The sequence below is a fragment of the Anaerobacillus sp. QJM3NY_32 genome (assembly GCF_056173645.1).
Genome location: NZ_CM149684.1, coordinates 2,381,602 through 2,405,865 on the forward strand (window position 1 = coordinate 2,381,602; position 24,264 = coordinate 2,405,865).

At 37.9% G+C, this 24,264-nt stretch carries 23 protein-coding genes; 5 read left to right on the forward strand and 18 right to left on the reverse strand.

Translation table 11 applies throughout. From position 1 onward, the window contains the following. Positions 1 to 105: 105 nt before the first annotated feature. The 8 genes from AC0VYH_RS12485 to AC0VYH_RS12520 all read right to left on the reverse strand — a co-directional run bounded on the left by AC0VYH_RS12485 (position 106) and on the right by AC0VYH_RS12520 (position 6,420). Entirely contained in the window at positions 106 to 654 is a 549-nt protein-coding gene (locus AC0VYH_RS12485; RefSeq protein ID WP_475372600.1) for a GNAT family N-acetyltransferase, read from the reverse strand. A 527-nt stretch (positions 655 to 1,181) separates the two neighbouring features. Continuing rightward, positions 1,182 to 1,925, reverse strand: coding sequence for a type I methionyl aminopeptidase (map, locus tag AC0VYH_RS12490; protein ID WP_475365328.1), 744 nt, complete (start codon positions 1,923 to 1,925; stop codon positions 1,182 to 1,184). Positions 1,926 to 2,323: 398 nt separating this feature from the next. Beyond that, positions 2,324 to 2,821 carry a P-loop nucleotide/nucleoside kinase family protein gene (locus tag AC0VYH_RS12495; protein WP_430242963.1) on the reverse strand — a complete coding sequence of 166 codons (498 nt, stop codon included), beginning with the start codon at positions 2,819 to 2,821 and terminating at the stop codon, positions 2,324 to 2,326. Positions 2,822 to 3,166: 345 nt separating this feature from the next. Then, positions 3,167 to 3,373: a helix-turn-helix transcriptional regulator gene (locus AC0VYH_RS12500; protein WP_430242964.1), complete on the reverse strand. Its 207-nt coding sequence runs from the start codon at positions 3,371 to 3,373 to the stop codon at positions 3,167 to 3,169. Continuing rightward, on the reverse strand, positions 3,373 to 3,774 hold the full coding sequence (locus AC0VYH_RS12505) for a hypothetical protein (RefSeq protein ID WP_430242966.1): 402 nt from the start codon (positions 3,772 to 3,774) through the stop codon (positions 3,373 to 3,375). Before AC0VYH_RS12505 ends, AC0VYH_RS12500 begins: the two co-directional genes overlap by 1 nt. 795 nt (positions 3,775 to 4,569) lie before the next feature. Then, positions 4,570 to 5,181 carry an ABC-2 transporter permease gene (locus tag AC0VYH_RS12510; RefSeq protein ID WP_475365329.1) on the reverse strand — a complete coding sequence of 204 codons (612 nt, stop codon included), beginning with the start codon at positions 5,179 to 5,181 and terminating at the stop codon, positions 4,570 to 4,572. Beyond that, the gene (locus AC0VYH_RS12515; RefSeq protein WP_430242969.1) at positions 5,162 to 6,043 is read right to left on the reverse strand and encodes an ABC transporter ATP-binding protein; all 882 of its coding nucleotides are present in this window, start codon (positions 6,041 to 6,043) and stop codon (positions 5,162 to 5,164) included. The genes AC0VYH_RS12510 and AC0VYH_RS12515 overlap by 20 nt, the downstream gene beginning before the upstream one ends. Beyond that, the gene (locus AC0VYH_RS12520; RefSeq protein WP_206894689.1) at positions 6,043 to 6,420 is read right to left on the reverse strand and encodes a GntR family transcriptional regulator; all 378 of its coding nucleotides are present in this window, start codon (positions 6,418 to 6,420) and stop codon (positions 6,043 to 6,045) included. The genes AC0VYH_RS12515 and AC0VYH_RS12520 overlap by 1 nt, the downstream gene beginning before the upstream one ends. Positions 6,421 to 7,062: 642 nt before the next feature. On the opposite strand from AC0VYH_RS12520, the gene AC0VYH_RS12525 reads away from it, so the two are divergent. Further along, the gene (locus AC0VYH_RS12525) at positions 7,063 to 7,455 is read left to right on the forward strand and encodes a hypothetical protein (protein WP_430242971.1); all 393 of its coding nucleotides are present in this window, start codon (positions 7,063 to 7,065) and stop codon (positions 7,453 to 7,455) included. 470 nt (positions 7,456 to 7,925) lie between these two features. Here the strand turns inward: AC0VYH_RS12525 and AC0VYH_RS12530 are convergent, their stop codons facing one another. Continuing rightward, positions 7,926 to 9,212: an IS110 family RNA-guided transposase gene (locus tag AC0VYH_RS12530; RefSeq protein ID WP_475365330.1), complete on the reverse strand. Its 1,287-nt coding sequence runs from the start codon at positions 9,210 to 9,212 to the stop codon at positions 7,926 to 7,928. Between the two features lie 465 nt (positions 9,213 to 9,677). Here AC0VYH_RS12530 and AC0VYH_RS12535 point away from each other — a divergent pair, with 465 nt between their 5' ends. Next, positions 9,678 to 12,062, forward strand: coding sequence for a penicillin acylase family protein (locus AC0VYH_RS12535; RefSeq protein ID WP_475365331.1), 2,385 nt, complete (start codon positions 9,678 to 9,680; stop codon positions 12,060 to 12,062). Between the two features lie 41 nt (positions 12,063 to 12,103). On the opposite strand, the gene AC0VYH_RS12540 is transcribed toward AC0VYH_RS12535, so the two are convergent. Then, positions 12,104 to 13,171, reverse strand: coding sequence for a branched-chain amino acid aminotransferase (locus AC0VYH_RS12540; protein ID WP_475365332.1), 1,068 nt, complete (start codon positions 13,169 to 13,171; stop codon positions 12,104 to 12,106). Positions 13,172 to 13,550: 379 nt separating this feature from the next. Here AC0VYH_RS12540 and AC0VYH_RS12545 point away from each other — a divergent pair, with 379 nt between their 5' ends. Beyond that, on the forward strand, positions 13,551 to 14,174 hold the full coding sequence (locus AC0VYH_RS12545; protein WP_475372601.1) for an acetate uptake transporter: 624 nt from the start codon (positions 13,551 to 13,553) through the stop codon (positions 14,172 to 14,174). Between the two features lie 489 nt (positions 14,175 to 14,663). Here AC0VYH_RS12545 and istB read toward each other — a convergent pair whose 3' ends face one another. The 8 genes from istB to AC0VYH_RS12585 all read right to left on the reverse strand — a co-directional run bounded on the left by istB (position 14,664) and on the right by AC0VYH_RS12585 (position 22,261). Next, positions 14,664 to 15,419 carry an IS21-like element helper ATPase IstB gene (gene istB, locus AC0VYH_RS12550; RefSeq protein WP_475365776.1) on the reverse strand — a complete coding sequence of 252 codons (756 nt, stop codon included), beginning with the start codon at positions 15,417 to 15,419 and terminating at the stop codon, positions 14,664 to 14,666. Beyond that, positions 15,416 to 16,957 (reverse strand): IS21 family transposase, encoded by a 1,542-nt coding sequence (gene istA, locus AC0VYH_RS12555; protein ID WP_475372602.1) that lies wholly within the window; start codon positions 16,955 to 16,957, stop codon positions 15,416 to 15,418. Before istA ends, istB begins: the two co-directional genes overlap by 4 nt. A gap of 429 nt (positions 16,958 to 17,386) precedes the next feature. Further along, positions 17,387 to 17,917: an RNA polymerase sigma factor gene (locus tag AC0VYH_RS12560; RefSeq protein ID WP_475365333.1), complete on the reverse strand. Its 531-nt coding sequence runs from the start codon at positions 17,915 to 17,917 to the stop codon at positions 17,387 to 17,389. Continuing rightward, a complete protein-coding gene (locus AC0VYH_RS12565) occupies positions 17,914 to 19,929 on the reverse strand; it encodes a DUF6449 domain-containing protein (RefSeq protein ID WP_475365334.1) in 2,016 nt (671 codons plus the stop codon). The genes AC0VYH_RS12560 and AC0VYH_RS12565 overlap by 4 nt, the downstream gene beginning before the upstream one ends. After that, positions 19,904 to 20,806 carry an ABC transporter ATP-binding protein gene (locus tag AC0VYH_RS12570; protein ID WP_430242983.1) on the reverse strand — a complete coding sequence of 301 codons (903 nt, stop codon included), beginning with the start codon at positions 20,804 to 20,806 and terminating at the stop codon, positions 19,904 to 19,906. Before AC0VYH_RS12570 ends, AC0VYH_RS12565 begins: the two co-directional genes overlap by 26 nt. After that, a complete protein-coding gene (locus AC0VYH_RS12575; RefSeq protein WP_194221853.1) occupies positions 20,799 to 21,173 on the reverse strand; it encodes a GntR family transcriptional regulator in 375 nt (124 codons plus the stop codon). The genes AC0VYH_RS12570 and AC0VYH_RS12575 overlap by 8 nt, the downstream gene beginning before the upstream one ends. 275 nt (positions 21,174 to 21,448) lie before the next feature. Continuing rightward, entirely contained in the window at positions 21,449 to 21,799 is a 351-nt protein-coding gene (locus tag AC0VYH_RS12580) for a DUF2200 domain-containing protein (RefSeq protein WP_475365335.1), read from the reverse strand. 96 nt (positions 21,800 to 21,895) lie between these two features. Continuing rightward, complete coding sequence (locus AC0VYH_RS12585; RefSeq protein WP_475365336.1) at positions 21,896 to 22,261, reverse strand: nuclear transport factor 2 family protein; 366 nt, start codon at positions 22,259 to 22,261, stop codon at positions 21,896 to 21,898. Between the two features lie 318 nt (positions 22,262 to 22,579). Between AC0VYH_RS12585 and AC0VYH_RS12590 the strand changes: the two genes are divergently transcribed. Together AC0VYH_RS12590 and AC0VYH_RS12595 are read left to right on the forward strand one after the other, a co-directional pair. Then, the gene (locus AC0VYH_RS12590; protein ID WP_430242989.1) at positions 22,580 to 23,011 is read left to right on the forward strand and encodes a helical membrane plugin domain-containing protein; all 432 of its coding nucleotides are present in this window, start codon (positions 22,580 to 22,582) and stop codon (positions 23,009 to 23,011) included. Positions 23,012 to 23,041: 30 nt separating this feature from the next. Continuing rightward, complete coding sequence (locus AC0VYH_RS12595; protein ID WP_283154090.1) at positions 23,042 to 24,223, forward strand: NAD(P)/FAD-dependent oxidoreductase; 1,182 nt, start codon at positions 23,042 to 23,044, stop codon at positions 24,221 to 24,223. Positions 24,224 to 24,264: the final 41 nt, after the last annotated feature.

Genomic DNA, 24,264 nt, shown 5'->3' on the forward strand with positions numbered 1-24,264 from the left:
TTTGTTCCGTCATAAAAATTAAGTGATAGCCGCTTTACAGCTATCGCTCCGAGATTAATTAAGGCGCAGTATCAAGATACCTTCCTTAAAACCATTACGGTTCTATTACTTGATAAGATCTCTTTTAATAATTGAATACATATATAAATCATCAAACTTACAAAGAGTATATTCATAGCTCCTGAGTAAACCTTCTTTTGTAAAACCTAGTTTGCTAACCAATCTATGGGATTGAATATTAGTAGGCTCTATTAAAGCCTCTATCCGTTCTAAATGGTAGTGATTAAATCCATACTTAATAATAGTTTCTAGCGCTTCTGAGGCAATGCCTTTCCCCCAATAATTTTTATTTAATTCAAATCCAACTTCAGCTTTATAATGTTTGGGCTGCATATTTAAATACCCGCAACTACCTATAACCTTACCTGAGTCTTTTAAAGTAACGCCCCACCTAATGCCTGTTCCTTCTTTTATTATTGAATGATACCAGTCGATTTCATCCATTACTTCTTCAACACTTTGGGCAGGCGGTAACCCCATATGTTTTACGACTTCTTCATCGGACAAATAGTGATACATATCCAAAGCATCCTCTGCGACTACCTCTCTTAGTACTAATCTATCTGTTTCAATTATTGGATTGTGTTTTTCCATTCATGTTCCTTCCCTTAACATTGTTTTTCTATTTTCATGTTTAGCTTACAGATATAAAGAGGATACGAATCTATGTATCGATCTTCAGCTCTTGCTCCGAGATTGTGGAACATTGATATTTGTTATGATTGTTTCCAACTACTAGTTTGTATCCTTAGAACAGAAGCCATTACTCCTATGAGGCAAAAGATAATTCCTACTGGCAAGATGAAGAATAGTAAAAAGTCTGGAATTATTCCAAGGTACGGTAGAATTGTACATACCGGAACTGCAACGGTCAGAGTTAATAAGATAATCAAATCAAGTTTTTTGGTATTCAAATAAAAATCCTCCTAAAAGCAATACAATAGTTTTATTAGCATCTAATCTAAGTCAAAATGCTTAATACCAATTATTTCAAAATAGAACTAATAAATCCATCTTTTTCCCCAAAAGAGCCTATCTAATTAAAGATAAGCTCCGATTTAATAGAACAATGGACTAAATTCAATATTCTTGAGTTGCGCTCGATTGCCGAGTTGTGCTTTTTATAATGTCGTAATAAGAGGTCCTTCATTTGTAAGAATAACCGTATGTTCGTATTGAGCCACAAAGCTTTCATTGGTTAAGAAAGTCCATCCATCTTCAGATTCGAAAACTTCCTCTTCGAATGTAGAGATCATAGGCTCAAAGGCAATTACCGCACCATCTTTCAAGATTTCATCATCCCAACTAGCGAAATAATTAAAAATATGTTTAGGTTCTTCATGAAGCGAAAGTCCAATACCGTGCCCAGTAAGATTTTTTATTACTGTTAAGCCATGGCGTTTCGCTACATTGTGGGCAGCCTTTCCGAGAGCACTTTTTTTTGAACCTGGCTTTGCCTGCTTAAGTCCAGCATGGAATGCCTCTTTAGAAACGTCACATATTTTTTGTAATGCCGCGTCTCCTTTCCCTACTACAAATGAAATTCCAGTATCTGCGTAATATCCGTTTTTTGAACCTGAAACGTCTATATTCACTAAATCTCCTTCATGGATGACCCGTTTTCTCTTCGGAATCCCATGCGCCACTTCATTATTTATACTAATACACGTATACCCAGGAAAATCGTATTCTCTTTTTGGCGCAGATTGAGCTTCTGCCTTTTCAAACATCTCTCTTGCAATTTCATCGAGTTCTTTTGTCGTAATTCCGGGTTTCGTACTATGGACCAATTCATCACGAATCGCTCCACAAATTTCACCAATTATTTTCAATCCATCAAAATCCTTTTTAGTTTTTGCAACCATTGATTTCCCCACTTTTTAATGTATTTTATGATTAGTATTCCATTTAGTTTCTAGCATAAACTGAACAGGTTTTTCTTCAACAATCTCTGGCCCTTTTATGGATTGAATATGACAACCTCTTTTTCCGTTAAATTGCCCTGTTATTAACTTAAACAAAAAGGAGCGTAATCCTTTTTAGATTAACGCTCCGAGATTGTTGCATACCCCTTTAATGCTTATCCATTCAGCTCATCTTGATTAGTTTCTAAATACCAAAGGACGATATTGAAGAGTTGCTCTGATTATACGGTAGACTTGATTTCAAGATAGTTTAAAGTAGATTTTAAACTATCGCATCCGCTACCACCCGTTGCAAACGATTTTGTTCTGTTCCTTATTAAGCTGTGTTACATTACTTATTATTCTTTTCCACTAAATTCTAAGATATTTAAACCCTCAGATGCTTCTGGTGTTTCAAAAAATTTAGTAACATGGATAAACCCCTCTTTCGTGTCAAAAGCTGCTCTTTCGGGCTGTTCGTTACGCCTTTGAGCAATTTGACTTAAGCATTGCTCATTATTTACATTAATGAAAATTAGTTGATGGCTTGCATGTACTTCTGACGCCATATCTAAAAACCACTTCCGCTGTTTTTGAGTGTTAGCTGGAAAATCCATCACTACATCTGAACCGACACTTAATATGTTTTGGACATGCTTTTTTAACAACGGCTTGAGTTGCGCCGAGAATTTTAGATAGTCCTCAAATGATACAATCTGATTCGGATAAAGAGATGAAAGCCATTCATCTTCAGACAATAGTACCGCATGTTTATCGAGCGCCAATTGTTTTGATTTAGTTGTTTTTCCTGCGCCCATTTTTCCACAGAAAAAGTATAGCGTGCCTAATTGTTTCATATTTTCTAACCCCCGCGCTTAATCTAGTGGTTGTTGACCCACCTTACTTCGTTTGTCCAACAAAATATAGCGTTTTTGCAGCAATAGCTCCCGTTTATTGAACAACTTCAATATTGTATCCTAAAACATTTTTACCACATTTAACCAAAAAGCAATCAATAAGTTCCCTACAATCTCAATCCGGATATTTGTGTAACAAGGATCAAAACAAAAATAGAGCGCACGAATCGGTAGAAATTCGTCGCTCATTTGAATTGGGTCTTATTGGTCAGGGTAGATAAATAACCTTATAAGAGAGCTACCGTTTCTACGATACATTTTCAAAAAGTTGTTCTATTAAGGCACTTATCTCAAATCATCTTCGTCTAGAATAAACACATCCTCAATCCTTGAATTTAACTGTCTTGCGATTTTGACTGCTAGTTTAAGTGATGGGTTGTATTCCCCTTTTTCGAGAAACACGATCGTTTCTCTTCGAACGTTCACGCGTTTTGCGAGATCTGCCTGTGTTAGTTTAAGAGCTGCTCGCAATTCTTTCATTCTTGTGTTCATTACTGAAATCCTTTCCTTCTAACTAATAACCAATTGATTCCAAAGCTGAAGATCATTCCGGAGAGTCCTAACATCAGTAGATCATCCTGTTGAATGTGCTTGTGGAAAGCAAAGAGGGCGAGCCAGATAATAAGCGAAGAAAAATAAGAATATCCTGCTGCGAACATTTTCATCTTCTGAGAAAGTTCATCATCGTGAGGGATACCCTCTTTAATATTTTTCCATAACCGTAGAAAGATGGGTATAAGTAGGAGCATGACCACCATGGTCGTGATCGTTAAAATTAACTCAGAAGTCGTCATCGCATCGTTACTGAATACCGTGAACATCTGAAATAGGAGTCCTGCAGCAATCGAAGCTGACAGAATAGAAACAAGAATCAACGCAGTCTTTGAATTCAACTCTCTTACCTCCTTTTGTTAGAAATAATTAACCTTATGTTATAAATATATAACATAATATTGGTTTTGTGCATTATTTTTTAATTTTTCCGAAAATATACGTAATAGCTCATTATTATTAAAGCAAAAAAAGAGAACGCCATCAGAGTGGTGTTCCCGTATTTATTCAACAATTGCTCCGAGATTGTTGAACACTTTAAGTAAAACATTTACGAGCGCAATTTTAGTTAAGTAAACTTCCAAAAAGTAAAATCCCACTCAGAAGAACCGCCAAACTAAGGGATATTATCATTGTGAATAGACTTCTCGTCATACCTTTCCAGTCTCTAATACCAGACAAACCAAATACTCCAGCAAGAAATGTAAATAACGAAATAAATAAAACTATTGTTAAAGGGTGAATTCCGATTATGGAATTACTGAACCAACCTGAGAATGAAACTATTAAAAATAATAACACGCAAATAAATGAACAGATAAATGAACAAATGTTGATCTTCTCCTGCATCCCTCTCTCCTCCAAAAATAACATCTTAAATTCCATCTACTGCATTCTGTGAAAAAGGTCAAATTCATTTTGCTCCGTTACATATGTTATAGAGGCTTGCACTCAATTGAGCAATTGCTCCGATTTAATGGAACAACTTAGATTTAAACTTGAGTTTATATCAAAAAACAAGTCCGATGATGGTGAGAAGTAAATTCTTTAGGATTCACTGATGCTAGTGGTTTAGTTGACTTCCTGGTGATGCCAACATTCAACGCCTCCCCCTTCTCCTCCTAGTTATTAAACCACTAAAACACTTTACGCTGATATATGCGAATAGAGAGAAGCCAAGAAAAGCCATATAAAACTACAACATAGATTCCTATCCCTATAAATAAGGAAGGGCTTGATGTTGTCAGGATAAGGTGAACGACCTGCCTAATCCGATCATGTAAATTCGGAATTAGGAAATTAATTGTCAGTAAATAAAGACCAAATAATCCAATAAAGCCCACGTAAAGATATTGGGTCTTAAATTGATAACTAAACGGCAATAAAAAAGAGGCTGTTGTGAGAACAATCGTGAACATGAGCAGAAAGTCCTTCCATAAGGTGAATTCACCGTGAAAAACAAGTTTTCCAACTAATAACGCCAGCGCCACCATACATGTAAACAATACGAAGACCACATACTTCGAACCAACGATTTGTTTCCTAGTGTACGGTAAAGAGTTTAGAAACATATGTATGTTCGATTTCTCATCCAAAAAGATAGCACTCATAAAGATCGAGAGGCAGAATATAAGTCCTGGATAGATAATTGAAGAAACCCCAAGAGCTGAATATCCACATAACATTAGCATAAGAAGCGCCAACAAGTTCTTTTGCATCACAATATCTTTACGAACTAAGTTGAGCATGTGATGGTTCCCCCTTCTTCGTAAAAAACATAATATCTTCAAGCGTCGGTTTTTCAATAAGGACCGTTTCCCCGAACATCTCTTCCACCTCGCATTTATGATCGGTTAAAGCCACAAACCCAAATGATGATTTCTGAATGGCTACAAATGCTCCTTCAGTTTCCTGATCAAGTAGCTCAAGTCCGCCTTTGACAATGGCATACTCCTCGCTTATTTCATTAAGATCCTTCGTAAAGATATGTTCACCGTTATGAATAAAGGTAATATAATCCGCAATCGTATCTAAATCTGTTGTGATATGAGTTGAGAAGAAAATCGTCTTTTCTCCATCCATCATCAGTTGTTGCAGAATCTCAAGCAGCTCTCTTCTGAAAATTGGGTCGAGTCCTGATGTGGGCTCATCCATTATAATGAGCTCTGCATGGTGGGATAAAGCGAAGGCTAAAGAAGCTTTCATCATCATGCCTTTAGAAAAAGTTTTGATCGGCTTTTTAAGTGGAAGTTGAAAGGTTTTTACATACTTATAAAACAGATCATCATCCCACATATTGTACGCCCTTTTAACTATATCCTTCATTTGAGCTAAAGTAAGTTGTTCATAGAAGACGTTTTCATCGTAAACAAAACCGATTCGCTGTTTAATTTCTTTCTCTCGTTCCTTATAAGATGACCCAAACACAGATACATTCCCACTATCTGGCTCGAGTAAGTTCATCATCATCTTAATCGTAGTGGACTTCCCAACCCCGTTTCCACCGATAAATCCATGCACAAACCCTTTTTTAACGGTCAGCGAAAAATTCTTCAGTGTAAATCCATCAAATGATTTAGTCACATTGTTCAGTTCTACCACAGGTTCCATTATTCTTCCTCCCTGTACAAAATAGTAAGCAATTCCTGTAACTCAGTAAGTGGAAGACCAATATCTTTGCTGTTTTGTACCGCTGCTGATAGCTGCTCTTCAATCCCTCTCATCTTACCTTCCTTAATCATCTCGTCATTTTGATCCGACACAAATGAACCTCTTCCTACAACGGAAAAAATAAAACCGTCCTTCTCAAGCTCTTCATAGGCCCGTTTAGTCGTAATGAGACTGACGTTCAACTCTTTCGCCAACTGTCGCATTGATGGCAGTAAATATCCCACCTTAACTTCATTAGAGAGAATCTGATTTTTGATTTGGTTGTAGATTTGTACATACATGGATTGTTTCTCTCGATTTGAAAGTATAATTTTCATTCCATAACCTTCCTTAAATTGTATATAAGTCATTATATATAATATATACAATATACACAATGATTTCATGTAAAAATAATTGTTAGGTAAGAGGGTATTTTTCAATTAGTGTGAAATTGACTCTTTTACCTTATTCAATAAAGTATCCTCATTCAAATGGAAGGAAAATATTGAGTCCATCCTTGAGTTGAAATATAAAAAAATGCCAGGTTTCAAAAGTCATATAACTCTTCAATAGCATTGGCTTAATTTTTCTGAATATCTAATCATTACCAATTACCCAGACCGTTTAAGAGAACTCAACCTTTTCTTCAACAAAAAGAAGCCTATCTTATTACAGATAAGCTCCGAGATAGAGGAATAACCAAAGATCATTTCTCCTTCTTTAATAAATGTCCCCGTTGAAGAATAGCGTAAACACTTAGCTCAATATTAATAACAATTAACACTTAGGGAAAAATAACGTCACTAGAACTTTTAAGAGGGGCGTGTACGATATTAAAACGTTTGTAGTATTCTCTTTATTAACATCTTTTTGGTTACAATTAACAGCCATAGATGTTGAAGCAAATTATACTAATGAACAATTTGAAAATTCCTTATATGATATTGGCTTTAAAGAAGTGCATAAGGCTGTTGACGATGCTGAAAAGTTTTATCGAAAAAAAATCGAATTACCTGTACAATTCCCCCCCTATCACGTTTACGCATAGTTTCGGTCGATTTGATGATTTAGAGGGGGATATTAATGACGAATTAGAGATCACGTATATTAATAAAGATGCAACAAAAAATCATTATATAATTTCAATTAAACCATCCAGATATAAGCTAACTTTAAATCCTAACCTAATTGATAGGACAATTCCATTAAAAGATGGGACAAGTGCTTTATTAAGTAACAAAAAACTAGGAAGATTTATCGTTTTATTTTTTGAAGATGAAGGCTGGCAATATAGATTGAGTTTAGATAGTGCAAGTCCTGAAAAAGTATCTCCTGATATGCTTGTTGATATTGCAAATTCATTAAAATAGCCATCAAAGAGATGGCTATTTTTACTTTTTCTAACCAGTTTTTATTCCACAATCCTCCCTCCCTCTATAAAGAAAGGACAATCTTACGATTTCTCTAGTTTTCTTAGATTTTCATAGTCATTCATATTTAGTGGACATTAGAATCATGGAATTATGTTGTATTTATGTCTAATTATGGACTTTAGGAGCCTGAGAATCTATATCCTACTTCGTACAATTTTTAAATAGGATGTATGATTATTTATGATCGCACTAGAGGATGTCCACAGATCTCATGGAGGTGAACCCTCCCATGTCTCACAGAGTCAATGCTCTAAAATTCCTTCGTACAATCTTTCCATGAGGTGGATGTCAGTCATGCTGCCCGACAGGATCATTGTCCGTATTATTGTTGGTTTTACTGATTAATCCGTGCTTCAAATGTCTACTATAAAATGAGCTAGACTATAATTTATTCCGAAAAAGAAACCCTAAGCTGCTGGTTGTAAGTCGGCTAAATGAGGAATGTCACTCAACATTCTTGCTTCACTAAATTCAAATTTCTTTCTACCGATGGCGAACAAAATCCTTATGAGCTTGTTACATAAAGCAATCATAGATTGCATCTTCTTCAATGGATTATTGGTACGTCTTGTATAATACTCATGTAACGATTTAAATGCCGAGTTTTTAGCGACAAGGGGCATAGCTACTTTAAACAAAAGGGCTCTCAATTTCTTTCTGCCTCTCTTTGTAATCTTCGTCTGACCCTTGTGCTTACCTGATGTATTCTCTTTTAAGTTTAAGCCTGCGAGCTTAATAATTTGGCGTGGATGAGAATAATAGCTAAGGTCTCTGACCTCTGCGAAGAAGCCAACAACAGTGTCCCTTCCAATGCCCGTGATACCAAGCATTTGGTCCACACCTGGGATATGTTCAAATAGGGAATCCATATTGGATTCAACTTTTTCGAACTTTTGTTTGATCAAGTCATACTTGTCTAACAGTGTTTGAATCTCTAGTTTAGCCATTTCAGCACCTTGTCGTATGCCTATCGAAAGATTGGCTACTTGTTTTAACTCCTGCATCTTTCCTAAGCCTACGCCGCGTTTAACAGCTTGTCTAAGATGCACCATTAACTCTTCATCAGAGAGGTTCACTAACTCATATGGCATTAAATTTAACTTCAATATTTGTAGCGCTGCTTTGCCTTCCCAGTCCTTAAAAACCGTTAAAAATTCAGGGAAATACCGGTCAATCCAGTTATGAATTTGACCTTGTACGACTTGAAGATCAACAGATAAGAGATCACGAATTTTCCTAGCCCCGCAGAGTTCTGCATACACTCCTTGTGGAATATTTGGTTCAGCGTATCTCCCATCCTTTACTAGTTGTGCAATGACCTTCGCATCTTTTATATCATTCTTCGTAGGTGAATTATCATCTAACTCTTTCGATTTCTTCACGTGTGAAGGATTTACTACAACGAATTTAATATTATGTTCTTTAAGAAAATGGGCTAAATTGAGCCAGTAATGTCCTGTAGGCTCCATGCCTATCAACACTTGGTTCATTTGATGATCATTCAAAAGACTTTGAATCCACTCTAACAATCTCTCAAAACCATTTTTGGTGTTCTCAATCGGAAGCGATGTTCCAAACTCAACACCTCTATAATCTTGAGCACGCGCTACATGGTTGAATTTCGCAATATCAACACCTACAATTAACGTTTGATAAGTAATTTGAGCGAGTTTGTTATTTTGGTTATAATTCATTGTATAAGCTTCCTGGTATTCTGTTTTTATGCTGGCCAGCTAAAACAATCATACCAAGGGGCTTGTTTTATTCTCAAATAGCATTTTACTTCATAACAGGAATGCTGCCCGATTGTCGAACATCACTCAATTACTATCCAACGCTAAAATTAACATATTTTGGATTTTTTCTCCGCCATACTCAGTACTTTTCTATCTTATTCATTTTAATCAAACCAAAGATTCAATTCGTATCATACACACTGATTCGAAATCATCAACAGTAATTGTTATGTAACTAAGGGGTCTAATTATTTAGGTTTATACATAAATTTATTATTTTGATTTGGTTCGGGAACGGTTCAATCAAACCTCTATTACCTATCTTTAGTCTATCGTCTTAATACCCTTACACTCCAAAAAAAGAAAGCGTTATCACTAAAGATAATTATGGTAATATATAGTTAAAACGAAATGGGGGACGTTATGAGCACGGTTGTTACACCTGAAAAGCACGTTAAGATCCAGAGAAGGAAGTGGCCATATTATCTACTTGGGGGAATTTCACTTTTACTGATCATTGCTATCGCTATAAGCTTCTGGTTTGTTCAAAGAACAGCTCCTGAGACAAAGGGGGAAATGATCCTATCAGGCTTGGAGGAATCTGTATCCATTTATCGAGATGATTCAGGTATTCCTCATATTGAAGCCTCTTCTACTAAAGATCTATTTATGGCTCAGGGATTCGTCACAGCTCAGGACCGCATGTTTCAAATGGACTTAAGTCGTCGGCAAGCTTCTGGAACTCTCAGTGAAGTCATTGGTGAATCGACAATTGATAAGGACAAATTCTTTCGAACGCTTGGTTTAAGAAGAGCTGCAGAAGATTCATTTAATGCCTACTCTCAAGAAGCGAAACAAATTCTTCAATGGTATGCTGATGGTGTGAATGCCTATATGACTCAAGCAAAAGAAGAAAACTCATTATCGCTTGAATTTACACTTGCGGGTTATGAGCCTAATGAGTGGGATCCAATCGATTCTCTTACAATCGGAAAATATATGGCTTTTGATCTAGGAGGACATTGGGAAGGTCAAGCCTTTCGTTATTATCTTCTGCAGAATTTCTCAGAAGAAGAAGCCGTGGACTTGTTCCCAAGTTACCCTGAAGAAGGCTCAACTGTGATTCAAGAAATCAAGGAAAGTAACCTTGATATGTCAAAAAGCTTTGCGAAATCAGTAATCCCAGATCAATATAATGGGAGTAACAATTGGGTCGTTTCTGGAGATAAAACCGCTTCGGGACAACCGCTTCTAGCCAATGATCCTCACCTGGGTCTTGGTACCCCACCGATATGGTATGAAACTCACTTAAATTCACCTGAATATAATGTAAGTGGCGTTATCTTTGCTGGTGTGCCAGGTATTATCGTTGGACGAAATGACTCCATTTCCTGGGGCGTTACCAATGTTGGTCCTGATGTTCAAGATCTTTATATTGAGAAAAGAAATCCAGATAATCCTACTGAATTTCAATATAATGATGAATGGGAGAAAGCAGAAGTTATTGATGAAAGCATTCCTGTAAAAGAAAGTGAACCTCTTCCATATGAAGTCGTTATTACACGCCACGGCCCGATTCTCTCTGAATTTGCTTATGACGACCAACCAGATACTGCATTGTCTTTAAGATGGACAGCCCTTGACCCATCTAGGGAGCTTGAGGCCGTTCTAATGATGGATAAAGCATCTAACTGGGAAGAATTCAAAAGTGCCTTAACCTCTTTTCATACACCCGCTCAGAATTTCGTTTTTGCTTCTACTGACGGCACGATTGCCTACCGGGCGAATGGATTAATTCCTATTCGCAAAAATGGTGACAGCATGGTGCCAGTCCCTGGATGGAACGATGAATATGAATGGGAAGGTTATATCCCATGGGAAGATCTCCCAACAATTGTTAATCCTGAAGAAGGCTTCATTTCTACTGCAAATAATAAAATCACAACAGAAGACTACCCCTATCACATTACACATACATGGGCACAACCGTATCGTCAAGATCGCATTCGAGAAGTTTTGCTTGAAAGCGATGAACTTGAACCAAAAGACATGATGGCGCTACAAAATGATTTCGTGAATTTACAGGGAAAAGAATTTACTCCTCTTCTCATAAAGGAACTTAACAGTGAAAACTTAACTTCAGTTGAAAAAGAAGCGCTATCTGTTCTTAATGAATGGAATTATATTGATGGTAGAGATGAAGCTGCTCCCCTACTCTTTCATCTCTGGTTAGTAGAAATGGAGAAAGTTCTATTTGAGGGAGAAATTGAAAAAGAAATGATGCCGCTTTTTGATGGTAAAAGCCAGGTGGTTGACCAGCTCATAAGACGAGCTGCAAGCGGGGATGAAGGGCCATGGATAAAGAAGTCTGGAGGATTTACATCCGTAGTCACTGAATCTTATCAGGCTGCAGTTTCGAGAGCAGTTGATTTACAAGGGCGTACACCAGAAAAATGGGCATGGGGTACGTTCCATTCGGTTCCATTTGAACACCCGCTAGGTGCGATTAAACCGTTAAACCTCCTGTTTAACCCTGATGTAAATGCAATGGGTGGCAGCCGCGTTACGGTAGGTGCTGCTGGGTGGAACACGACAACTGGACTTGTAACCCATGGTGCACCATGGAGAGGCGTTACTGATTTATCAAATATCCAAACAAGCTACAATGTCATTTCACCAGGTCAGTCCGGCTACGTTTTTAGTAAGTGGTATGATAATCAAATTACGGATTGGGTTGAAGGAGAATATCATGAAACAAAGATGAATGATTACGAAGAAAATGCTCAGCACCTCATTCTAAAACCATAACAAAAGGCTCTCTCAGTCAATGAGAGAGCCTTTTGGCATTCTTACTTTACAGAAACGGTCCAATTCTGCGTATCTTCTAATTTTCCAGTTTGAATTCCTGTGATTGTATCATAAAGCTTTTGAGACAGTTCCCCAATTTCATGATCATTGATGACCATTTTCTTACCAGCCCAGTTTAATTCACCTACAGGGGAGATAACAGCGGCCGTTCCTGTTCCAAATGCTTCTTCGAGCTGCCCTTTTTGAGATAGCTCATACAGCTCTTCAATGGAAACTTTTCTTTCAGTAACAGGGATATCCCATTTCTTTAACAATTCAATAACCGACATTCTCGTAATGCCGTGGAGAATGCTACCGTTTAATTCAGGTGTCACAACTTCCCCATTGATTTTAAAGAAGATGTTCATGCTTCCCACTTCTTCGATGTAACGCTTCTCTACCCCGTCCAACCAGAGAACATCAGCATTTCCATCTTTATATGCTTTCGCTTGCGCTTGATATGCAGATGAGTAGTTACCAGCCGTTTTGGCCATACCCGTTCCACCTTTAACAGCTCTTGTAAATTTATCCTCTACGCTAATTTTCACTGGAGTTAACCCTCCTGAGAAATACGACCCTACTGGTGAGAGAATAATCATCAATTTGTATGTGTGGGAAGGGGCAACAGATAGATTCGGTTCCGTTGCAATAATATAAGGACGTACATAAAGAGACGTTCCAGGTGTTGAAGGAACCCAATCTTGCTCCAAGCTAATTAATTCCTTAAGATAGCCCATTACACGCTCTTCATCAATATGTGGAATGCTTAAACGTTCACTTGAAAGGTTCAGTCTCTGTAAATTTTTTTCAGGTCTAAACAATAAAATTCGATTATCAGCACGATAGGCTTTTAACCCTTCAAAAACGGTTTGACCGTAATGAAAAATCATTGCAGCAGGATCAAGAGTGATTGGCTCATATGGAATGATGCGAGGTTCATACCACCCTTTTTCAGTTTCATAATCCATTACAAACATGTGATCTGTGAACGTTCTTCCAAAAGGAATTTGATCCTTCTCAGGCTTCGCTTTCAAATTAGTGCTTTTCACAATTTCTAAATCTGTACTCATGGCCAGGACTCCTTACTCTCTTGAAAGTGGTTATGATAATGAATTCATACTCCTTCCACATGAAGGCAGTAGATTAACTATTCATCTATTGTACTGCCAAACTCTACTGAATTAAAGCTTTATAGTGCAGAAAGGTAAAAAAATTCAGTTTTTAACACCTATCTCTATCATTTCATACAAATTCTAGATTTCAGGTCCTACTGGTCAACATTTGAAGCACACTTTTTTCACTTTTTACTGTAAGCGATTTCGAGTGAACAGTAACAATGTTTTTAACCAATATAACAACCAGTTCAGGTAACGCCTTTTAATATTTGCTATTGCAAGAGAGGCGATTTTTATGTAAATTAGTCAAGTATGTTTATTAGGAGGTCTCATCATGAATCAAACACAAAATACTCAACGCGTGCAAATGGTTACAGCTGATCCATCCGCTATTGGATTATTCGGTCTTGCTATGGTAACGCTTGTTGCATCATCAGTCAAGCTTGGTTGGACAGATGGCGTCTCATTTGTACTCCCTTGGGCGATTTTTCTAGGGGGCATTGCACAGCTGATCGCTAGTTTTCTAGATGCAAAGCACAATAATACATTTGGTACGACAGCCTTCGCAGCTTTTGGACTGTTTTGGCTTGGAGTAGGAACGTCATGGTTAATCGAATTCGGTGTTTTTGGAGACGCTGCAGCTGCCGCTGTGGATCCAAAGCAATTAGGCATTGCATACATCGGCTATTTGATCTTCAGTGTCTTCATGACAGTTGGAGCTATGGAAACTCATAAAGTACTTTTCTTTATTTTTGTCTTTATTGATTTCTTATTTATCGGACTCACATTTTCCACTTTAGGTATTTTCCCTGAAGGCATGCACTTCTTAGCCGCCATTGCTGAGTTCTGCATTGCGATTTTAAGCTTCTATGGCTCAGCTGCGAGTGTTTTGAATACTCACTTTGGCAAAGTCACACTCCCGATTGGCAAACCATTCGGTATTTTCAAACAAGCTTAGTATCACGTAAAGAGACAGATGAATCTAGATTCATCTGTCTCTTTTATAATTTATAAAGATTTATGAAGATCATGGAGCCTTTGAATTGCCTTAATGCGAATCAAGTTCTAATCAAATGAGTTGTATCACCTATCTCCTTCACTGCGAACTTCCCCCATATCACGCTTATATATATCAACCATAATATCATTATGTAAACTTAATTAGTGATTAACTATAAAAACACTCTTTAATCTCTTTTCAACTCAGCCAGATTAAGTGAATTGATTCTCTCCAAATCATTTTAATACAACATGTAGATCATATATTTTCAATTAATTGTGAAATGCTAAAATGAAATACAAGGCTAACCTCGTATCTTGAGTATTGCGGAACGAAAAAGCCACTTGTGCGAAGTTTTGAGCCATCAATTGCGGAGAATGGAGCCAGTGAATGCATAGAAGAGAGCCACCGGGTAAATTTCACTAGTGACTCTCTTCTTTAATATGGTCAACGAGGAGCGACTAAACTATGCCTTTCACGCATTGATATGTGGCCATCGATTAGTATTTTATAAGAGTCATGGACAATCCGGTCAAGAATCGCATCAGCTACCTGGGCTTGTCCGAGTTTGGAATGCCACCCTTCGGGTGAGAACTGGGAACAAAAGATGGTAGAAGTCCGCTTGAGCCTCGCGTCGATAATTTCTAAAACGTGGAGTACTTGATCTTGAGACAGCTCACTCAGGAGCCATTCATCCAATATCAATAAATCAATCGATCTGTACTTTTTAATCAGTTTGCGAAAACTTCCATCTGCCTCATGTTTGGCAACTGCGAGTTCATCCAATAATTCGGGCAATCGGATATATTTCACCTTGTAGAACTGCCGGCAGGCCTGAATGCCGAAAGCATTTGATATCCATGTCTTTCCATTGCCTGAAGCGCCCATAAGGATAATATTATGATGCTTCTGAAGATAGGTGCCGGACGCCAGCTCTAAAATTAACTGCTTATCCAACTTACGGTCAGCGTGATACTCGATCAGTTCAACGGCTGCGCTCGAGTCATCAAATGTGGCTTGTTTAATCAATCGGTCTAACTTATTCGACCTTCTGCGATCATATTCCGTATCCACCAATAGGTTAAAACGATCATCAAAATCCATGCCTTGGAAGTCTTTATTTTCATTCTGTAGTTGATATAAGTCCGCCATTCCACTCATCTTCATGTCCATTAACTTTCGTAAGGTTTCTTGGTTGATCATTTTTTATCCCTCCCAAAATAGGTAGCGCCTCTGGTAAAACCATAGTCCTCTGTCTGCGGTTCCCCAACTAGCTGTTTGTTCGCTTGCTTTTTCTTCTGCCTCTCCAAGATGCTTTTAAGAACGGCAACGGTGGGATGGGAGGATATCTCCAGTAAGGTCTTGGTCGCTTCCTCAAGCTCTGATTCCGTTCTTTTAGAGGCTGTACTTCTCAATCCGTTCAATATATTCAAAGCTTTCTTTTCAACATTTGTTTTCAAGATATGTTCAACCAGACGTTGCGTATTCGGTCCGACAGTCCTCGCCCATTTACGGTTGTTTTCTGGATTGTGATCGAGATAAAGCCGATGGTGGTCTGGCATGTGATCCGGATTTGTGGCATACGAATCTTCTGATTTTTGTTTACGTGGATGGGATGCAATCCGCACATCTTTAAAGTACAATTCAATTACATCCGCAGTGATTCGGACATCGACATCCTCGCGGACGTATTCATAGGGGACGGAATAGAACTTATAGTCCACTTGAACGTGGTAGTTCGGTTGAACTTTGGCAGTTGCCCATTCCGTCATCTTGAACCGTGTTGGAGGTAGAGGATGAAGGTGGCTCTTCTCCTCTTCTTCAAACACTTTGAACCTAGAACCCTCGCGCTTTTGGAAATTCATCGTATTGATTTCTTCCAGCTTTTCAAAGATTCGTGCATTCAAATCCTCGAGATGAAAACACTGATAGTTTCGTAATGATGCAATGATCTGCCTTGATATGTATCCGACAGTTCCTTCTACACTCGCTTTGTCTTTCGGCTTTCTGACGCGACTGGGCACCACCACAACCGCCCGGTAGTAATCGGCTAATTCCCGGTAAGCTTCATTGATCATTGGGTCGCCCCGGTGGGGCTTAGTCACGCCCGTCTTCAAATTATCAGGTACCAATGCCTCGGTAACGCCTCCAAAATATTCGAATGCATGAATATGTGCACGCAGCCAGGAAGTTGATTTCATATCAAGAAATGCCTCTACATAACTCAACTGACTGTAGGGAAGAGTGGCAATGAACACATACGCTGGTATAACCTCTCCGGTCGAATTATCCATGATTTTAAGCGTCGTTCCTGCCCAGTCCACCTCTAAAATCTCGCCTGGCTTTCTTCTAATTGGCATGGTCAGCTTATGCTTCTTTGCGAAGTTCCCATATTTTTCAGCGAATGTCCGATAGGCATATGGGACTTTTCCATCTTCTCTAGCTGCACTTGCATATTCGTTGTGCAGAAGCGTCAGGGTGACATTTTTCTTTTGTAGTTCTTTGTGAACCCACTCAAAATCAACGGGGCAGTATCCCTTTTCAATTGCTTGTTTCTCCGGGAACAAGTAAGTCCCAAGCCACTGATTATTCATGGAATCCTCTAACCCCCTTAACCCTCTTTCCTTAGCCCGCTGGACAACTTCAGCGATTGTATTTCGCGAGTGGCCGGTACTGGAACTGATCGTCCTCTGGCTTATGCCATCGAACTCCATCCCCAGAATCTTCCGATAATTAACCATAAAAAAATCCTCCTTCTACACAAGTGTCATGCTTTATAGGCATGTCCCTTAAGTATACCGGAGGTATATTGTGAAAATATGTTTTTGTGGCTCTCTACTCCGCAAATGGTGGCTCTATCTTCCGCAATCGGTGGTTTAATTTTGCGCATAAGTGGCTCATTCACCATGCAATATTCATATCTCCCATTAAAATTCATTATCCTTATTTACTCAACTGTTTAATATGATTGATGATATAATTTATCTCAGCTAATTTTTGAAAAGGTTCTGTATTTTCGACAATCGAAAAATCTAAATTCCTATTTTTTATGTTCGTAAGACCCAATCACCTTTGAAGATTAGTTCATATACAATTCAGAAAAATTCAATTTTATTAGCCCTCTTATCATCAAGTAAAAACGCCCTTACCTAAGTAAGGACGCTTTTTGATTATGCCGAATGATTTTGTGTTAATTCATCACTTAGTTTTGTTCTCATAGCCATTCGCCCACGATGTAGACGAGACTTCACTGCCCCCGGTGATAGCTGCAGTTTATATGCTATTTCACTTTCCTTTAAATGATCATAGTAGTGAAGTTTCATCACCACTCTTAATCTCGGGGATAACAAATGGATCTTTTTTTTCACAGATTCTTCAAAAAGAAGAATCTCACAGTCTTCTTCTACGTTACAATCGTGATCCGCTTGATTCATGAGAGTATCTTCCGTATTAAACAGAGTCACTTTTTTTTGCTTTCTTAATTGATCAATCGATTTTCGAGCGGCAATAGTTGAAAGCCAGGATCCTAGCTTCCTTTCACTTTGCACTTCGTCTAATCGATCATACGCCTTTAAAAAGGTTTCTTGAAGCACATCTTCGGCAAGTCCGTGATCTTTCAAGACTCTTAATGCAGTATAGTAAACGCGGTTATAGTGTTTTGTAAAGATGTCATTAAAACAAATTGTTCTCGAGTCTATCATTGTTGTTGGTCCTTAAAGTAATCTTGCACAAAGCCTGGAGCATTTGAAGAATCAAAGGTTAACACTTCATAATACCCACCTTTTATATCCTCATAATGAATGCCAACTAAATAATCCCCTTCCTCTTCTTCTTTGCTGCTTAATAATATCATTTCGATTTGCTTCTTATCCTTTATCTCAAAAGGTTCAACGGACTCATTCTCTACAATTTGATCATAAGCTTCTCTCGGGTATTGATTTTGTGCTTCATCCCATGGATAAATGCTTACATGATCGATTTCACCTTCGTCAATAAATGCATCCTCATAGAAGCCTTCTTCTTTCAACCAATTAACAGTATTTTTATAGGAATTATAGATCGAATTGTCTTGCGCATAGTAGTATTCCTCTTTCCAATCGGAACCTTCTCTTACTTCAGATACACGAGATCGAATCCCTTTTGGATGAATCAATTGATCATAGGATAAACTGTAAATGTCCTCTCTTACATGTTGATAGAATTCTTGAATTTGAAGCGGATCAAGTATGGAAACTTCTTTATTGACGGGCCCTCCCGGTTGAAGAGTGACTTTTTGAATTTTTGAAGGGTCACTATTTAAGACAGGGTAAGTTAATTCTTTGTATTCCTTAGTTTCCATTACACGTTTAAGGGTTTCCTGGACGTTCTTTCGATCGACTTGATATGAACGTTGCACGCGATCACCGTTTTTTAATTCATAAGAGATGAAATACATCATTCCTGTAGAATTAAACTGATCGTTCTGGTTAATCATCTCTTTTTGTAATTGTATAACTGCATTAATTGCACCTTCTGATTCTATTAAATCAGGTGAAGTATTTTCGATATGTTCTTCTAACTGATAGATATTGTCACCTATATAAACATTTTTAATTTCACTCGTTTCTGGAACGTAACTTTCATAGTTTAACCAGAACAATGGCAAAATCCCTATAATTAAACCAGCTGTTGCTCCGTAAACGAACAAGCCTTTAAAGTGCTTCCAGTGAAACACACGCCAGCTTTTATCTAACACCATTGAAGAAAGGAAATATCCGACGATCCCACCTATAACGTACCCAAAAATCAACCACGATAACATTAGTTGAGTTTCTCCAAAATAGGTACCACCGACTAGAGCAAAGCAAAAGGTCATTCCAAACTGAAAGACTGGCTTTAACACGTTAATGGCAATCGTCTGTGTAGCTACTTCTAATGGACGTTTCTTATAGATAGCTTTTCCACCAAAGTAGAATACTATTGAAGCGATAAAATAGATACCCAACATTATATACTGAACGGGGAGATACCCCTCCTGTGGGTCATTAGGGTAATATTGAAAAACGTTGACAAGGGGTGAATAGTTACCTACCGTATGATCGATTACCACCAAGTCTGAAAAACCAGCAATAAAGAAGCTAAGATGTACCGCTACAAGAACATAAATTCCTGCCGGAAGAAGCAGAAGGATATAAGTCAAAACAGCTTGAACGGTTGATAATCCAGTTAATGTACCAGCAAAGACACAAATCATAAACGTTAGAATGCTTACAATGATCATCATCAACGTCCAATAACCAAGCTGGCTAATTGAATAAAAAGCTGACACGTCAGTAAACAAAAAGAACATGAATAGAATAAGACTAGTCAACAAAATAGGCGCAATGAGCAAAATCACTCCTGATAAAGCGTGATGGCGAAATAAATGCTCTCTGCTAATTGGTAAACTGTGAATAAAGTCTGAAGCACCTTTCACGTGAATGTAACGAAAAAGAAATACAGCCATTAAAACGGGCATAAGAAATAGCAGCATAAATTGTATTTCAAACATAAATATCGGATCAAAAAGCCCAGCTCCGCTTGCTTCTATCCTATATTCATCGTTAAACGCCATGAGTAATTGGAGCGGCAAAGTAAAGGCAAGACCACAAAAGAACAAAATACTAATCCAACCAACATTTCTAAAATCTCTTTTGAACATTTCTCTTCTAAACAAGGACGTTTTCGATAGCATATCCAACACCCTCCATTTCATAGATGAATATTTCTTCTAATGTAAGTGGTAATCGATCCATTAAGACTGGACCAATTTTCTCGATTTCAGTCATCACTTTCTTTTCTTCTCCTTTTACGATCAAGAGAATAACACTTCCCCGTTTTTCCTTATAGAGAATATCAAGATCGCTAGAAGTCAAATCGTGTTCTCCTGAATCTTTAAATGCGACTTGAACTTTATGTACGTCTTCCTTTAATGCATCTAAATCACGTTCAAGAAGAATTTCACCATGGTGAAGAATCCCGACATGATCACAAATCTCCTCAACTTCTCTTAAATTATGTGACGAGAGCAACACAGACATTTCTCTTTCAGCCACATCCTGAATGATCATGCTTCTTACTTTTTTTCTCATAACCGCATCCAAACCATCAAAAGGCTCATCTAAAATAAGCACATCCGGCTTAACTGACATAGATAAGATGAAAGCCACTTGTCTTTGAAGACCTTTAGAAAACTGACTTACTTTCTTGTTCTCATCGAGCTTAAACAAATTCGTTAGATTTGTGTAGCGCTCCTCATCCCACTGTTCATATAAACTAGCGTAATAATTGGCTAGCTGCCTCATTGTATATTGTGGTAAAAAATAGAGGGCATCTGGAATAAACACCACTCGTTGCTTCGTAGAGACATTTTCATAAATGGGATGGTCCAGTACGAGAATTTCTCCTGAATCTTGTCTCAGAATACCGGCAATCATTCGCATGAGTGTTGTTTTTCCTGCGCCATTTGAACCAAGCAAACCATATATTGATCCAGGCTGCACTGCAAAACTAACTTGATGGATGATTTTGTTAGTCCCAAAAGACTTTTCAACACCGTTTACTTCAATCATCCTTTTTCCCCCCTTCAATTTCAGTTAATAGTGACTCAATTTCCTCTACTGTCATTCCAAGATAAATGGCTTCAGCTAGTAGCTTCTTTAACTGATCTCGCACGTTTTTTAGCTCCTCACTCTCAAGTTTTTTTGAAGGATTAACAAAACTCCCCTTCCCTTTCACTGAATAAATGTATCCTTGAGACTCAAGCTCTCTATATGCTTTTTGGATGGTATTCGGATTAATTGTCAGCTGATGCGCAAGTTCACGGACAGAAGGAAGTTTCTCATCGTCTTTCATAACATCTTTAATGATCAGCTGCTTCAAACGATCAACTAACTGTTCATAGATCGGCTTTCGACTTCTAAAGTCCAATTCAAACATCAATTCACCTCCACTCTCACTAGCTATAACTGTATTAACTGTATTAATATATGTAGTACAGTTAAAGTATATCGAAAGCCAATTGATTTGAGAAGTCTTTTTTTGTAATTTTTTCTATTAATGATCAAAAATGACTTTATCAAAATAAAAATAAGCCGTATCTCAATTCCATATTTGGGAATGAGTTACGGCTATTAGTTAGTTTTCAATAGACTCCCTTGTCTAAAGGTTTATGTAAATTCGCAAATAAATCAGAACATTTTCTTTCCAAGATATTATTTACGCAAAATCTTTTCCATCGCTTTTCCTTTTGCTAACTCATCGATCATCTTATCCAAATAGCGAATTTCCTGCATAGTTGGTTCTTCAATGTTTTCTACTCGCACACCACAGACCACTCCTTTGATCATCTTGCGTGAAGGATTCATTTGGGGAGCTTCCATAAAGAAGGTCTCAAAGTCTGTCTTTTTTTCTAATTGAGTTTCAAATTCATTTTGGCTATACCCTGTCAACCAACGAATGATTTCGTCCACTTCTGCTTTTGTACGCCCCTTTTTTTCCGCTTTCGTCACATAATGGGGATAGACGCTTGAGAAGCTCATTGTATAAATTTTATGTTTTGTCATAAAAAGGCCTCCTTTGATTACTAAAGTAAAGATTTGCAACGGCTTACCTATTCGTCTTCACATCATACTGTCCCTGAACCTTTAATGTTATGCAATTTAATCAGTCAACGTACCCTGATGAAAAATCATTTTCCACGTTCCATTATTGTTTCTCCATATAGAACTTCTTAAGGTCTTTTGTGATCTTGTTTTATCATGGATGCGATATGTTGCAAGAACGGCAGCCTCTGATAAAAAGCGTATCTCGAATTCACTTAGAATCATTTCTCTATTGGAAAGACCATTATTGTAATCCCCCTCTTTATGCCACACTTTCCCTGAACTTCCAAACTCAAAGAAATCATCTGCAAGTATCTGATTTAATCTATCTGGATGAGAACGTACTTCAGGCTTTAATAGTTCTTCTTCTAATTTCATTAAATGATGTTTTAACTCTATTTCATCGATGATAATTACTCCCACTTTTTACTTATTCATCCATATTATACTCTTTAAAAACGACAGAACGTGATATTCTTCACGAAATTATTGATGTAAGCGGTTAAGTATGAGGCTATGCATTGAAATTCGCTCAAGGATAATTTAACCTATTAGAGTAGGTATAAAAGATGACTGGATGATAGACACTTTATAGGGAAAAATAAACAGAGTGAAGTCCAACTTTTCTTCTATCTCTTGATTAGTAACTTCGTTTCTAATCAGGTATAAAAATACCTTAACATGGTTTTGCCTTACTATATAACAAATAAGCGTAACTGCTTACAAGAAGGAGAAGTGACTATGTCAGAATCAATCACAACCGAAACAGGCGAAAAACGCGTCCCTACTCAAGACGAACGCGAACTGCTTGATCAGCTTTTGGATCCTAAAGTTCAAGAGTCACTAAGCGTGCTTGTAAAGGAACTTCCTAAAGTAACGGAACTTGTTAATATGATGTCTAAATCATATGATACGGTCCAAGGTCTTGCAACAGATGATGTATTGAAGAATGATACAGTAGAATTTATGTCTGAAATCCTTCATCCTGTTACAAACTCCGTAAAAGACGTGGCAGCAAATGCAATTGAAGCAAAAGATGAAGCTGAAAAGAGCTCAGAAGTTATTGGGTTATTTGGTCTTTTAAAAATGTTGAAGGATCCTCAAGCTCAGAAGCTTTTCAGATTCGTGAATGCTTATCTTAAAGTTTCAGGAGAAAAAAGTAACCAAAAATAATACTGATCTGCTAGAAATGGAGGAACAATCATGTCAAAACAAATAGTCATTTTGGGCGCAGGTTATGGTGGGCTTCTTTCTGCTTTATCCGTACGTCAATACTTAAATGAATCAGAAGCTACTGTTACATTAATTAATAAAACACCTACTCATCAAATCATTACAGAGTTGCACCGTTTAGCTGCTGGTAACATCTCAACGGAAGCTGCGGCACTTCCACTGGATAAGTTATTAAAAGGAAATGACATTAATCTTAAAGTAGCATCGGTTGATTCATTTTCTGTTGATAATAAAGAAGTTAAGTTATCTGATGGTTCTACACTTTCTTACGACGCATTAGTCGTAGCACTAGGTAGTAAAACAGCGTACTTTGGTATTCCAGGACTTGAAGAAAACAGTATGGTACTGAAATCGGCTGAAGATGCAAACCGCATCCACGCTCATGTTGAAGAACGCATCAAGAGCTTTGCAGCATCAGGTGACGAAGCGGATGCTACAATCCTTATCGGCGGTGGCGGTCTTACAGGGACTGAACTCGTAGGAGAACTAGCTGATGAAACACCAAAGCTTGCTCGTAAATATGGCGTAGATCCTGCCAAGATCAAATTGAAGCTTGTTGAAGCGATGCCTAAAATTCTTCCAATGCTTCCTGATGAGTTAATTAACCGAGCGATGACTAGCCTTGAAAAACGCGGCGTTGAATTCCTAACAAACCTTCCTGTAACGAATGTAGAAGGAAATGTCGTGGAATTGAAAGATGGCCAAAAGATTGTTACAAACACATTTGTTTGGACAGGCGGCGTTCAAGGTAATCCACTTGTTGGAGAATGCGGTATCGAAGTCAATCGAGGCCGTGCAACAGTGAACAATTACCTTCAATCCACTTCTCATGAGGATGTATTCGTTGCTGGTGACAGTGCCGTTTACTTCAAACCAGGTGACGAACGTCCACAGCCTCCAACTGCTCAAATCGCTTGGCAAATGGGTGACCTTATTGGTTACAACTTGTATGCTTACCTTTATGACAAAGACTACAAAGAATTTGAACCAGTTAACTCTGGAACATTAGCAAGTCTTGGTCGTAAGGATGCCGTTGCTCAAATCGGTGGCAACGCAACATCCCTTAAAGGCCTTCCTGCATCTGTGATGAAAGAAGCAAGTAACGTCCGTTACCTTTCACACATCAAAGGATTGTTTGCATTAGCATACTAAACAACGAATCATTTTCTATAAAGATATAAAAAAGTGCTGGG

Coding starts and splice junctions, on each gene's coding strand:
- AC0VYH_RS12485 (WP_475372600.1), bottom strand. CDS start 654: ATGGAAAAACACAATCCAATAATTGAAACAGATAGATTAGTACTAAGA.
- map (WP_475365328.1), bottom strand. CDS start 1,925: ATGGTTGCAAAAACTAAAAAGGATTTTGATGGATTGAAAATAATTGGT.
- AC0VYH_RS12495 (WP_430242963.1), bottom strand. CDS start 2,821: ATGAAACAATTAGGCACGCTATACTTTTTCTGTGGAAAAATGGGCGCA.
- AC0VYH_RS12500 (WP_430242964.1), bottom strand. CDS start 3,373: ATGAACACAAGAATGAAAGAATTGCGAGCAGCTCTTAAACTAACACAG.
- AC0VYH_RS12510 (WP_475365329.1), bottom strand. CDS start 5,181: ATGCTCAACTTAGTTCGTAAAGATATTGTGATGCAAAAGAACTTGTTG.
- AC0VYH_RS12515 (WP_430242969.1), bottom strand. CDS start 6,043: ATGGAACCTGTGGTAGAACTGAACAATGTGACTAAATCATTTGATGGA.
- AC0VYH_RS12520 (WP_206894689.1), bottom strand. CDS start 6,420: ATGAAAATTATACTTTCAAATCGAGAGAAACAATCCATGTATGTACAA.
- AC0VYH_RS12525 (WP_430242971.1), top strand. CDS start 7,063: ATGCTGAAAAGTTTTATCGAAAAAAAATCGAATTACCTGTACAATTCC.
- AC0VYH_RS12530 (WP_475365330.1), bottom strand. CDS start 9,212: ATGAATTATAACCAAAATAACAAACTCGCTCAAATTACTTATCAAACG.
- AC0VYH_RS12535 (WP_475365331.1), top strand. CDS start 9,678: ATGAGCACGGTTGTTACACCTGAAAAGCACGTTAAGATCCAGAGAAGG.
- AC0VYH_RS12540 (WP_475365332.1), bottom strand. CDS start 13,171: ATGAGTACAGATTTAGAAATTGTGAAAAGCACTAATTTGAAAGCGAAG.
- AC0VYH_RS12545 (WP_475372601.1), top strand. CDS start 13,551: ATGAATCAAACACAAAATACTCAACGCGTGCAAATGGTTACAGCTGAT.
- istB (WP_475365776.1), bottom strand. CDS start 15,419: ATGATCAACCAAGAAACCTTACGAAAGTTAATGGACATGAAGATGAGT.
- istA (WP_475372602.1), bottom strand. CDS start 16,957: ATGGTTAATTATCGGAAGATTCTGGGGATGGAGTTCGATGGCATAAGC.
- AC0VYH_RS12560 (WP_475365333.1), bottom strand. CDS start 17,917: ATGATAGACTCGAGAACAATTTGTTTTAATGACATCTTTACAAAACAC.
- AC0VYH_RS12565 (WP_475365334.1), bottom strand. CDS start 19,929: ATGCTATCGAAAACGTCCTTGTTTAGAAGAGAAATGTTCAAAAGAGAT.
- AC0VYH_RS12570 (WP_430242983.1), bottom strand. CDS start 20,806: ATGATTGAAGTAAACGGTGTTGAAAAGTCTTTTGGGACTAACAAAATC.
- AC0VYH_RS12575 (WP_194221853.1), bottom strand. CDS start 21,173: ATGTTTGAATTGGACTTTAGAAGTCGAAAGCCGATCTATGAACAGTTA.
- AC0VYH_RS12580 (WP_475365335.1), bottom strand. CDS start 21,799: ATGACAAAACATAAAATTTATACAATGAGCTTCTCAAGCGTCTATCCC.
- AC0VYH_RS12590 (WP_430242989.1), top strand. CDS start 22,580: ATGTCAGAATCAATCACAACCGAAACAGGCGAAAAACGCGTCCCTACT.
- AC0VYH_RS12595 (WP_283154090.1), top strand. CDS start 23,042: ATGTCAAAACAAATAGTCATTTTGGGCGCAGGTTATGGTGGGCTTCTT.